The following is a 10,279-nucleotide window of genomic DNA, read 5'->3' as shown; positions in this document are numbered from 1 at the left end:
CCCCACCCCGGCCTGGCCGGAACCGGCCGCTCCGCTGCCGCTTCTCCGCCGGTCGGCTTCCCCCTGCGCACGGAACACCGGCCTCAGAGCGCGAGCTTGAACCCGTCGTGACTGCGGACGAAGCCCAGACCGGCGTAGAAGCGGTGCGCGGCCTCGCGCTGCTTGTTGCTGGTCAGCTGGACCAGCGCGCAGTCGCGCGAACGGGCCCTGTCGATCGCGAGCGCCATCAGGATGCGGCCGAGGCCGCCCCCGCGCCGGTCCGCGCGGATCCGCACCGCTTCGAGCAGTGCGCGCTCGGCGCCGCCCTTGCCGAGGCCCGGGATGTAGGTCGCCTGGAGGCAGCCGACCACGGTGCCGTCCGCGTCTGCGTCCGTGTCCGCCAGGACGAGCAGCTCGTTGCGCGGGTCGGTGTCGATCGCGTGGAAGGCGCGCTCGTACGCCTCCGTCACCACGACGGTGGCCGGGTCCACCACCCGGTCCTCGTCCGCCAGCAGGGCCAGGATCGCGGGCAGGTCGCGGCGGGTGGCGGGGCGCAGGGTGTGGGCAGCGGTAGACATGGCTCCGACCCTAACCGGCGCCCGTCCTTCCGTTTTCCCGGCCCTCGGACTCCGCCCCCCGGACTCCGCTTCCGACCTCCGCCCCCTCGGCCGGAAGCTGCCTGCCGTACCTGTCGTCGCGGAGGCCCGGCGTCCGTATGATCTGGCCTGCCCGCCGTCGGCGGCGGCCGTGCGCAGCCGCCCGCAGCCGTCGCGCAGCAGTCCCGCCGGTCTCGAACGGTCCAAGGGAGGCGCAGCACAGTGCGGTTCGCAGGTGTGGGTCTGACGCGTGAGGGTTACCGGATCGCCGTGGCGGGCGCCGAGGACGGGCCGTCCGGGGCGGATGCGGTGGACGCGGTGGACGAGGTGTACGAACACTGCGGTCTGGAACGGCCGTTGGCGCGGCTGGCCGAGCTGGCGGGGGAGTCGCCGGACGGCTTCGCGGTGGTCCTCGACAGCGCCAACGGCATCATGGACGCCCCGCTCGCCGCCCTCGGCATACCCGTACTCCGGGCCGACCCGCCGCTGCTGACCGACGGTCGGACGACGGCGCGCGCCCTGGCCGCGCTCGGCCGCTCCCGCCCCGAGGCGCTGACGGCGCTGCCGCCGGACGGCTGGACCATGACCGGCCGCGAGGACGGGATCGCCGCCGCGGAGGCGGCCAGCGGACCAGTCGAGCGCGAACTCGCCGGACGCGGGCTGCTGTTGGCGGGAGGCGGAGGAGCCGACCCGCTGGTGGCGCTGACCTTCGACGACGGCCCGCACCCGGAGTACACCCCGCAGGTGCTGGACGTGCTCGCCCGGTACGACGCCCCCGCCGCGTTCTTCTGCATCGGCCTGCACGCCCTGGCCCACCCCGGGGTGGTCCGCCGGATCGCCGCCGAGGGCCACACCCTGGGCAACCACAGCTGGTCCCACGCCTATCTGCCGGACCTCGGCCCGATCGGGCTCCGCGAGCAGCTCGGCTTCACCGCCGACGCCCTCGCCCGCGCCTGCGGGAGCACCCGCCCGCCGCGCTGGCTGCGCCCCCCGTACGGCGGCCGCAGCCCGGAGCTCCTCACGGCGGTCGCCGGGTCGGGCCTCACGACGGTGCTGTGGGACGTCGACGCGAAGGACTGGTCCCGGCCCGGCCCCGGGGTCGTCGCGGAGCGGGTGCTGGACGCGGTCGGTCCGGGCTCGGTGGTGCTGATGCACGACGGCGGCGGCGACCGTTCGCAGACCGTCGCCGCGCTGCCCGAGGTGATCACCGGCCTGCGCCGGCGCGGCTACCGGATCGTCGGCCTCGACGACCTGCTCGCCGCCCGCCCGGTTCGACCCGTCTGAGGTCTTTCCGATCGAAATGATCTATCATCACTCGATCGTTCGATCGTCCCGGCCGGAGGCCACCGTCCCCGGCGCCGGGCGTTCGTACCTTGATCACGGGGGTTGACCATGCACGTCACGCTGGCCGAAGAGATCATGCTGCTGTCGTTGGACGACGACAGCGGTCAGGCCAAGGACCGCTGGGCGGTCGGCTGGATCGTCGCCGGCGGTCTGCTGCTGGAGCTGGCGCTCGCCGAGCGCATCCGCGTCGAAGGCGGCCGGGTGGAGGTGGTCGACACCGCGTCGACCGGAGACCCGCTGCTGGACGGCTGCCTGGAGTCGCTCGCGGCCTGGGCCGGGAGCACCAGGTCCGCGACGGTGGCGGCCTGGCTGAGGAAGGACCAGGCCAAGAGCGTCGGGGCCGCCCTGGAGAGCCTGCGCGGGCGCGGCATCGTCACCGAGGAACGGCACCGGGTGCTCGGACTCTTCCCGGTCCGCCGCTTCCCGGAGGCGGACGGCACGGTCGAGCGCGAGCTGCGCGAGCGGCTGAACGAGGTCGTGCTGAACGACGCCGAGCCGGACGCGCGGACCGCCGGCCTGATCGGCCTCCTGCACGGCGCGCGCCTGTACCGGCTGGCCTTCCCCGGGCAGCCGCGCAAGCGCGTCGAGCCGAGGATGGCCGCCCTCGCCGAGGGCCAGTGGGCGGCGGACGCCGTCCAGGAGACGATCCGCGCCACCCAGGTCGCGATCCTGGCCGCCACCACCGCGGCCACCGCCGCAGCCGCCGCCGCGACCGGCTCCTGACCCCACCCCCGCCCCGCCCTCGAGGCCGGGCCGTACCCGGGCGCGGCGGACGCCCGGGTACTGTCGCCCGCCCCCGGCCGTGTCTACGCTGCTGTACGTGTCCTCGTCCGCGCGGGATGCCGCGCCCCCCGCCTACGTCCACGCGAGCCTGCCCGGGGCGGTGCCGCTGCTCGGGCACCTGCCCGCACTGGTGCGAGATCCGGCGGCCCTGCTGGCCGGGCTGCACCGGCACGGCGACCTGGTGGACCTGCGGCTGGGGCCGAACCGGCTGGTGGTGCCCTGCCACCCCGAGCTGCTGCGGCAGGTCTACGCCGACGACCGCACCTTCGACAAGGGCGGCCCGATCTACGGGCGCTTCCGGGAGATCCTCGGCAACGGGGTGGCGACCTGCGCCCACGCCGACCACCGGCGCCAACGCCGGATGCTGCAACCGGAGTTCCGGCCCGACCGGGTCGCCGCGTACGCGGAGGTGATGACCCGGGAGGCGGCGCTGCTCGCCGACTCCTGGCGGCCCGGCGAGGTGGTGGACGTCTTCCCGTCCTGCTACCGCTTCACCCTCCGGGTGGTGACGCGCACCCTGCTCGGCACCGAGGTGCCGGACGTCCTGGCCGGCCGGCTCCAGCGGGCGTTCGAGACCGCGTTCGCCGGAGCACTGCGACGGGTGGTCCGGCTGCCCGCCGGCCCCCGCTACCGCGCGGCCGTGCGCACCCTGCGGAGCACCGTCACCGAGCTGGTGCGCGACCACCGGGCGCACGGCGCCGACCGCACCGGCCTGCTGGCGGGCCTGGTCGCCGCCCGCGACGAGGACGGCACGGCGCTGTCCGACGCCGAACTGCACGACCAGGTCGTCGCCATGCTGCTCGCCGGCACCGAGACCACCGCCTCCCAGCTCTCCTGGACCCTGCGCCTGCTGACGGCCCACCCGGACGTCCTCGCCGCCCTGTACCGCGAGCTCGACGAGGCCCTGCCGGACGGTCGGCCCGCCGGGTGGGGCGATCTGCCCCGACTGCCTTACACCGACCGGGTGCTGACCGAGGCCCTGCGGCTCCACCCGCCGGGCTGGGTCCTGCTGCGCACCTGCACCCGGACCACCGAGCTCGGCGGCCGCACCCTGCCGCGCGGCACCCAGGTGGTGCTGAGCCCGTACGTCGCCCACCACCATTCCGGGATCTTCGCCGACCCGGCCCGCTTCGACCCGGACCGCTGGCTGCCCGAGCGGGCCGCCGCGCTGCCGCGCTGGGCGTTCGCCGGCTTCGCCAACGGCCCGCGCCAGTGCCTGGGCGCGGACTTCGCCCGCACCGAGGCCGCCATCGCGCTGGCCACCCTGCTGGGGCGTCGGCGCCCCGTCGCGGTGCCCGGCCGCCGCCGCTCCGACGACCGCCCGATGCGCCTGACCACCGTCCTGCGGCCGTACCGGCTGCGCCTGCGCGTCCTCGACCGCCGTCCGCGGAGCCGGCCCGGCCCTCCGCTTCCGTCCGGGGAATGAGGCGATGCGGCCCGCGCCGGCGCGCGCGGGCCGCGTTCCGGAAGGCGGTCAGTGCGCGTTGGTGTAGATGTAGCCGCCGGTGTCCCAGTTGTAGATGGCGAGCTTGATGGTCTTGCCGGCGTCGGAGCGTCCGTTGTCGACGGCCATCCAGAAGCCGTCGTGCCGGTCGTAGGTGGCGGAGACGCCGGCCCAGTCCCAGCCGCTGCCGTTCCAGGTCAGGATCCACAGGTTCTGGCCGTAGTGGTTGGTGTTGAAGAACGCGTCGATGTACTCGTGGCCGTCGCTGCCCCAGTACACGTTCATCTGCGCGTACTCGCCGTTGGCGCTCACCGCGTCGCACCAGTGGTAGTTGCTGGTCGCGCAGGCGACCTGGTAGTCGGCCCGCTCGGTGGCCGCGGAGGCCGGTCCGGCGGCGGTGAGGGTGGCGCCGACGAGGGCCGCCCCTGTCGCGAGGGCGGTCAGTGCCTGGCGGGCGTAGGGGATGGGCATGGCTGTTCTCCTGTCGGGTGTGAGGAACGCGCCTGGCCGTGGTGCCTCCACAAGGAGAGCAGCCGCCGACCTCCGGCGGGGATGTCAAGAGGGCCCGGACGGCGGGTATGTCCGGCACGGGCCGGGTCGGGGACCGGCCGCCGTGTCTTGACACCCGGGCGGGCCCCGCCGCAGGCGCCGACGGCACCTGGCCGCCGGTACCGGATGCCGGTACCGTCATGGCCATGCCAGCCTTGAACGTCTCCTTCACGGAGGCCGAGCTGACCCGGATCCGGCGGGCGGCGGCCGCCGCCGGACTCCCGGTCAAGCGCTTCGTCCACATCGCCGCCCTCGACCGGGCCCTGGCCGTCACCCTGGAGGCGGGCTACCGCCACATGAGCCGAACGCTCGGACGCGCCGAGGAGACGGCGCTCGCCGACCGGGCCACCTACTTCGCCGTCAGTGCCATGGAGGGGACGCTGTGACCTCGCTGCGACGCGGGGACGTGATCGTCGTCGGGCGCGACGGCATGGGCGGGATGTGGGTGGTGATCTCCAACGACACCCGCAACGCCGTCCTGGACACCGTCGTCGTCGCCCAGATCGGCACCGGCTCGGACGAGTGGCCGACGGCCGTCTCCATCGGTGCGCACCAGGGGTGCACGGTGGACGACGTCGCCGGTCACGTCCTGGCGGACTTCGTGACCACGATCCGCCCCGGCCTCTACGACGTCGAGGTGCAGGAGAAGCGGCTCGACGAGCGGACGATGCACGCCGTCAGCGAGCGGCTGCGCCTCGCCCTGCCGTGAGCCTGAGGTACTTCGCGGTGCGGCCCGGCCTGCGGCGCGGGTCTGGACAGGGGCGGGGGAGTCGGCCAAGGTTCACCACCATGACTCTCCCGTTCCCCGCGCAGGGGCCCGGCGCCGGGCGCGGCGCGCTGTTCGACGCGGTCACCGAGGTCGGTGACGCGGCCGTCGCCCTGCTCGACGGCTGTCGGGGCGCCACCCCGATACCCGGCGCGGAGTGGACGGTCGCCGAGGCGGCCGCGCACCTGGCGATGGCCAACGAGCTGATGGCGGAACTCGCGGCCGGCGCGGACCGGCCGTACGGGGACGGCACCCCCGGCTCGCTGGCGGCGGCCAACGCGGCCTCGCTGGCCGAGCGGCCGGAGCGGGACCCGGCCGTGCTCGGCGCGGAGATCGCCCGGCAGGCCCGGCGGTTCACCGCGGCGGCCGGCTCGCGCGGCGGCGGCGAACCGGTGCTGACCCCGCTGGGCGGCATGGACCTGGACACGCTCGGCGCCTACCTGCTGACCCACATGCTGGGCCATCTCTACGACGTCGCCGTCGCGCTGGGGCGGCCGCACCCGATCGACCGGCGGCGGGTCGGGCTGACGATGCCCTTCCTGCGGACGGCCATGCCGCTGGTGGTGGACGCCCGGGCGGCGGCCGGCCACAGCGCCTGCTACCGCTTGCGGGTGCGGGGCCTGGACGGTTTCGCGGTCACCTTCACGGACGGTGCGGCCGTGGTGAGCCAGGAGCCGCCGCGCCGTCCGGACTGCACCATCCTCACCGAACCGGTGGCGTTCCTCCTCATCGCGCTGGGCCGCTTCACCGCCACCGACGCGCTCCGCCGGGGCAAGGTGCTGGCCTGGGGCCGTCGGCCGTGGCTGGCCTCCTCCTTCCCAGGGCTGTTCGCCGCGCCCTGAGGGCGCTTCCCGGCCGGGCGTCCGGAGTCCGTATTCGACGGTGCTCGAAGGGCTTTGTCCGGCCGAACTCCGTACACGGAGACTGATGTTGCCGACTCCGCCCCGGCGATCGTCCGGGGCGCGGGGTCGGTGTCGTGACCATCGGATCCGCTCTGGAGGAGTTCCCGTGAGCCGTTCTTCCTCGCTCCGTCTGCGCGCCACCGTCGTGGCGGTCGCGGCCTCGGCCTGCCTGCTCGGCGGTGTCGCCGCCGCCGAGGCCACCCCCGCAGCCCCCGCCGGGGTCTCCGCGACCGCCGCGACCGAGTCGGCGTACTTCACGGCCAACGGCTACGGCTACACGCAGTCCGCGGCGGTGTCCAACGCGGCCGAAGCGGCCTTCGCGAAGGCGCAGCGGGCCGGCTGGCTGCGGAGCCAGTGCTACCTGCGCGGCACCGACATCAAGCCGACCGGCACCGGTGCGTACTCGGTGGTCGCCGAGGTGTTCTGCCAGCGCTGACCCACCCCCGATGTCCACCGAGAAGGAAAGCAGGACCACTGAGATGACGTCGATGTTCGTCCGGGGCGCGGCCGCGCTCGTCCTCGCGGGTCTGGCGGCGCTCGTGCCGACCGCCGCACACGCCACCACCGCCACCACCGCCACCACCGGCACCCGCACCGGCGCGGCCACGGCGGCCGTCGCGCAGGAGACGCAGAGGTTCACGGGCTCCGCCTACGAGAACAGCCCCAAGAAGGCGAAGCGCGAGGCCGAGACGCAGGCTCGCCACAGTGCGCTGCTCAGCGGCTTCCTCAACGAGCAGTGCGTGCTGCTGTTCGCCGAGTCCTACCGGCTCGCCCCCGGCTACTACGGGGCGAACGCCGCGATCAGCTGCACCCGCTGAACGTGCGGGGCCCGGTGGTGCGGCCGCACCACCGGGCCCCCGCGCTCGTGGAGCGGCCCGGTCAGCCGCAACAGGGCTTGCACTCCTTCACCTGCACGTTGTCGACGACCGGCCCGTACGCCCCGCCGACGGTGCTGGTGAAGCCCAGGGTGGTCGACGCGCCCTGCGCGACGAAGGTGAACTGACGGCCCACGTAGCCCATGGCGGCGAACGTCCGGCCGGTGACGTCGAAGGAGAAGTCCTGGAAGTTCTGGCCGTCGACCAGCGCCCGGCCGGTCTTCAGGGCCGGCGCGCCCGCCGGGTTGCCGGCCAGGGAGTAGGTGACCGAGTAGGTGGTGCCCGGGACGGTGGTGAAGCTCTGGGTGACGGTGCCGGCGTTGGAGCCGTTGAGGTCCACCGACTGGTCGCCCTCGGCGGCCTGCCAGAAGCCGGCGCCGATCAGGTCGACGCTGCCGCTCGCGACGCTCCACGGGCCGATGGTCTGACCGGCGGTCAGCGGGATGTAGGAGTTCGCGGGGGCCTTGGGCGTCTCGAAGCTGCCGTCGTCGAACCGGCTGAGCGCCCGGTTGCCGCCGGCCGCCTGGGCGGGGACGGCCAGGGCGGTGGCGCCGGCGACGAGCAGGGCGACGGCGGCGATGCGGGTGCGCGAGAACGACATGGGTGCCCTCCCGGGGCTGACTGTGAGTGGGATCAGCCGATGATCGGCTGTGCACAGAGCGTCCGCCGTCGCGGTGATCCCTGCCAAGGCCGGGCAGGTGGCGCCCGGTGTCGCGCCCGGCTCGTGTCCGTGCTCTCGCACGCCGGTTTCGACCGCTTCGGGCCGGTCCCGCCCGGCCGGCACGGCCGCGGTACCTGGGACCCGCCCCGGCCGGGGCGCCTCCCGGGGAGCGGAACGATTCGTGCACGCCCCTCCCGTGCCGCGCACTCCGCTGCCGCAGTGCTTTTCGCTGCCCGCCGCTGCCGCCGCTACCGCTACCGCTGCCCGCCGCCCCGCCGGGCGTCCAGGACCAGGTGGGTACCGAGCCCGAACACCAGCCCCCAGAACGCCGAGCCGATACCGAACAGGCTCATCCCCGAGGCGCTCGCCAGGAACGTCACCATCGCCGCGTCCCGCCCGCGCTCCTCGGCGACCGCCGCCGCCAGGCTGCCCTGCAGCGAGGCCAGCAGCGCGACCCCGGCGATCACCGCGATCAGTTCCTTCGGCAGCCCGGTGAACAGACTCACCAGCACCCCGCCGAAACTGCCCACGAGCACGTACAGCGCACCCGAGGACATCGCCGCCACATACCGGCGGCGTGGATCCGGGTGCGCCTCCGGGCCCGAGCAGATCGCCGCCGTGATCGCGGCCAGATTGACCCCAGGCGAGCCGAACGGCGCCATCAGCACCGATATCGCGCCGGTCGAACCGATCAGCAGCCGGTCGTCCGCCCGGTAGCCGAAGGCCCGCATCACCCCGAGACCCGGCGCGTTCTGCGAGGCCAGGGTCACGATCGTCAGCGGCAGCGCCAGACCGACCAGGGCCGACCAGGAGAACGCCGGNCCCAGGCGCAGCGGCAGCCCGACCGTCAGCGCCGCCAGCACCCCGCCGGCCAGCAGCGCCACCGGCACGGCGTACCGGGGCGCGAACCGCTTGGCCACCAGGAACGCCGCGAAGGCACCGACCACCAGCGTCGGCGCGCTGTGCACGGCACCGAAGATCCCGGCGCCGAAGGAGAACAGGATGCCCGCCAGCATCGCGTTCACGATCCCCACCGGCACCGCGGCGATCAGCCGCCCGAACCACCCGGTCACCCCGAACAGCGTCACCGTCACCGCGCTCACCAGGAACGCCCCGATCGCCTCCCGGTACGGGTAGTCGCCCAGGCTGGTCACCAGCAGCGCGGCCCCGGGCGTCGACCAGGCCGTGACCACCGGCGTCCGCGTCCACCAGCTCAGCGCGAAGCCGCTCACCCCGCTGCCGATCGCCACCGCCCAGATCCAGGAGGCCGTCTGCGCCGCGTCCAGCCGCCCGGCGGCCGCCGCCGCGAGCACCACCACCAGGGGCCCGGAGAACGACACCGCGACGCACACCAGGCCCGCCAGCAGCGCCGGCCCCGACACATCCCGCCGCAGCGCCCGACGCTCCCCGTCCCCGTCCGCCACCGTCTCCGGCCGGGCCGTCAGTTCGTTTGTCATCCCGGCAGTATCCCGAACCCGCCCGAGCGCGGATCGGCCCGGGCCCGGACCCGTCCGCGCCCGGGCCGGCCTGCCCACCTGCGGCTCCCGGGCCGGATCCGGCGGACCCGATAATGGCGTCATGATCGACAAGCGGTTGCGCGTGGTACTGGCCGAGGACTCCGTCATCCTCCGGGACGGCATGGTCGAGCTGCTCGGCGCGCGGGGGTGCGAGGTGGTGGCCACGGCCGGGACGGCGCCCGAGCTGCTCGCCGCGGTGGCCGAGCACCGGCCGGACGTCGCCGTGGTGGACATCCGGATGCCGCCCACCCACACCGACGAGGGGATCCGGGCCGCCGTCGAGATCCGTTCGACCGACCCGGGGACGGGCATCCTGGTGTTCTCCCAGCACGTCGAGACGGCCTGGGCGGCCCGGCTGCTGGCCGGCGGCGCCGCGGGTATCGGCTACCTGCTGAAGGAACGCGTCGCCCGGACCTCGGAGTTCATGGACGCGCTGCACCGCGTCGCCGACGGCGGGACGGCGCTCGACCCGGAGGTGGTCACCCGGCTGATGCGCGGCGCGCGGCGGCGCCTGGTGGACACCCTCACGCCGCGCGAGCGCGAGGTGCTGGAGCTGATGGCGCAGGGCCACTCCAACCGCTCGATCGCCACGCTGCTGGTGGTGTCCGAGCGGGCGGTGGAGAAGCACGTGGCCGCTGTCTTCACCAAGTTCGACCTGCCCGCGACGGACGTGGACAACCGGCGGGTGAAGGCCGTCCTCGCGTACCTGGCCGACCAGGAGGGGTGACGACGTCTCACAGGGCCGCCGGGAGCTCGGCCGTGACCGTGGTGGGCCCGCCGGGCGGGCTGTCCACCCGCAGCACCCCGTCCACCGCCGCCAGCCGCTCGGTCAGACCGGCCAGGCCCTGTCTCTTATACACATC

General features: G+C 74.6%; 13 protein-coding genes. 9 read left to right on the top strand and 4 right to left on the bottom strand.

Translation table 11 applies throughout. The features are described from left to right. Nucleotides 1-83: 83 nt before the first annotated feature. Complete coding sequence (locus VR45_RS36785) at nt 84-557, bottom strand: GNAT family N-acetyltransferase (protein WP_045944281.1); 474 nt, start codon at nt 555-557, stop codon at nt 84-86. A gap of 255 nt (nt 558-812) precedes the next feature. Between VR45_RS36785 and VR45_RS36780 the strand changes: the two genes are divergently transcribed. The 3 genes from VR45_RS36780 (at nt 813) to VR45_RS36770 (ending at nt 4,128) form a co-directional block, all read left to right on the top strand. Continuing rightward, complete coding sequence (locus tag VR45_RS36780; RefSeq protein WP_234326519.1) at nt 813-1,859, top strand: polysaccharide deacetylase family protein; 1,047 nt, start codon at nt 813-815, stop codon at nt 1,857-1,859. A gap of 108 nt (nt 1,860-1,967) precedes the next feature. After that, on the top strand, nt 1,968-2,642 hold the full coding sequence (locus tag VR45_RS36775; RefSeq protein WP_045944279.1) for a GPP34 family phosphoprotein: 675 nt from the start codon (nt 1,968-1,970) through the stop codon (nt 2,640-2,642). A 97-nt stretch (nt 2,643-2,739) separates the two neighbouring features. Then, nucleotides 2,740-4,128: a cytochrome P450 gene (locus tag VR45_RS36770; protein WP_045944284.1), complete on the top strand. Its 1,389-nt coding sequence runs from the start codon at nt 2,740-2,742 to the stop codon at nt 4,126-4,128. Between the two features lie 48 nt (nt 4,129-4,176). On the opposite strand, the gene VR45_RS36765 is transcribed toward VR45_RS36770, so the two are convergent. Further along, a complete protein-coding gene (locus tag VR45_RS36765; RefSeq protein ID WP_045944278.1) occupies nt 4,177-4,617 on the bottom strand; it encodes a hypothetical protein in 441 nt (146 codons plus the stop codon). Between the two features lie 224 nt (nt 4,618-4,841). Here VR45_RS36765 and VR45_RS36760 point away from each other — a divergent pair, with 224 nt between their 5' ends. The 5 genes from VR45_RS36760 (at nt 4,842) to VR45_RS36740 (ending at nt 7,181) form a co-directional block, all read left to right on the top strand. Continuing rightward, complete coding sequence (locus tag VR45_RS36760; protein WP_159394492.1) at nt 4,842-5,081, top strand: hypothetical protein; 240 nt, start codon at nt 4,842-4,844, stop codon at nt 5,079-5,081. Further along, nucleotides 5,078-5,404 carry a type II toxin-antitoxin system PemK/MazF family toxin gene (locus VR45_RS36755; RefSeq protein ID WP_045944276.1) on the top strand — a complete coding sequence of 109 codons (327 nt, stop codon included), beginning with the start codon at nt 5,078-5,080 and terminating at the stop codon, nt 5,402-5,404. The genes VR45_RS36760 and VR45_RS36755 overlap by 4 nt, the downstream gene beginning before the upstream one ends. An 80-nt stretch (nt 5,405-5,484) precedes the next feature. Then, nucleotides 5,485-6,303 (top strand): maleylpyruvate isomerase family mycothiol-dependent enzyme, encoded by an 819-nt coding sequence (locus VR45_RS36750; RefSeq protein ID WP_078897305.1) that lies wholly within the window; start codon nt 5,485-5,487, stop codon nt 6,301-6,303. 166 nt (nt 6,304-6,469) lie between these two features. Continuing rightward, the gene (locus VR45_RS36745) at nt 6,470-6,799 is read left to right on the top strand and encodes a hypothetical protein (protein WP_052709661.1); all 330 of its coding nucleotides are present in this window, start codon (nt 6,470-6,472) and stop codon (nt 6,797-6,799) included. Nucleotides 6,800-6,842: 43 nt separating this feature from the next. Further along, the gene (locus VR45_RS36740; RefSeq protein ID WP_045944275.1) at nt 6,843-7,181 is read left to right on the top strand and encodes a hypothetical protein; all 339 of its coding nucleotides are present in this window, start codon (nt 6,843-6,845) and stop codon (nt 7,179-7,181) included. Between the two features lie 61 nt (nt 7,182-7,242). Here the strand turns inward: VR45_RS36740 and VR45_RS36735 are convergent, their stop codons facing one another. Both VR45_RS36735 and VR45_RS36730 read right to left on the bottom strand, forming a co-directional pair. Beyond that, nucleotides 7,243-7,839: a choice-of-anchor C family protein gene (locus tag VR45_RS36735; protein ID WP_045944274.1), complete on the bottom strand. Its 597-nt coding sequence runs from the start codon at nt 7,837-7,839 to the stop codon at nt 7,243-7,245. A gap of 314 nt (nt 7,840-8,153) precedes the next feature. Beyond that, nucleotides 8,154-9,356: a benzoate/H(+) symporter BenE family transporter gene (locus VR45_RS36730; RefSeq protein ID WP_045944273.1), complete on the bottom strand. Its 1,203-nt coding sequence runs from the start codon at nt 9,354-9,356 to the stop codon at nt 8,154-8,156. 121 nt (nt 9,357-9,477) lie between these two features. Here VR45_RS36730 and VR45_RS36725 point away from each other — a divergent pair, with 121 nt between their 5' ends. After that, entirely contained in the window at nt 9,478-10,143 is a 666-nt protein-coding gene (locus tag VR45_RS36725) for a response regulator transcription factor (RefSeq protein ID WP_045944272.1), read from the top strand. Nucleotides 10,144-10,279 lie beyond the last annotated feature (136 nt).

The organism is Streptomyces sp. NRRL S-495, from assembly GCF_000966955.1.
Lineage (GTDB): Bacteria > Actinomycetota > Actinomycetes > Streptomycetales > Streptomycetaceae > Kitasatospora > Kitasatospora purpeofusca.
This window is presented reverse-complemented; position numbering and strand designations above follow the sequence as displayed.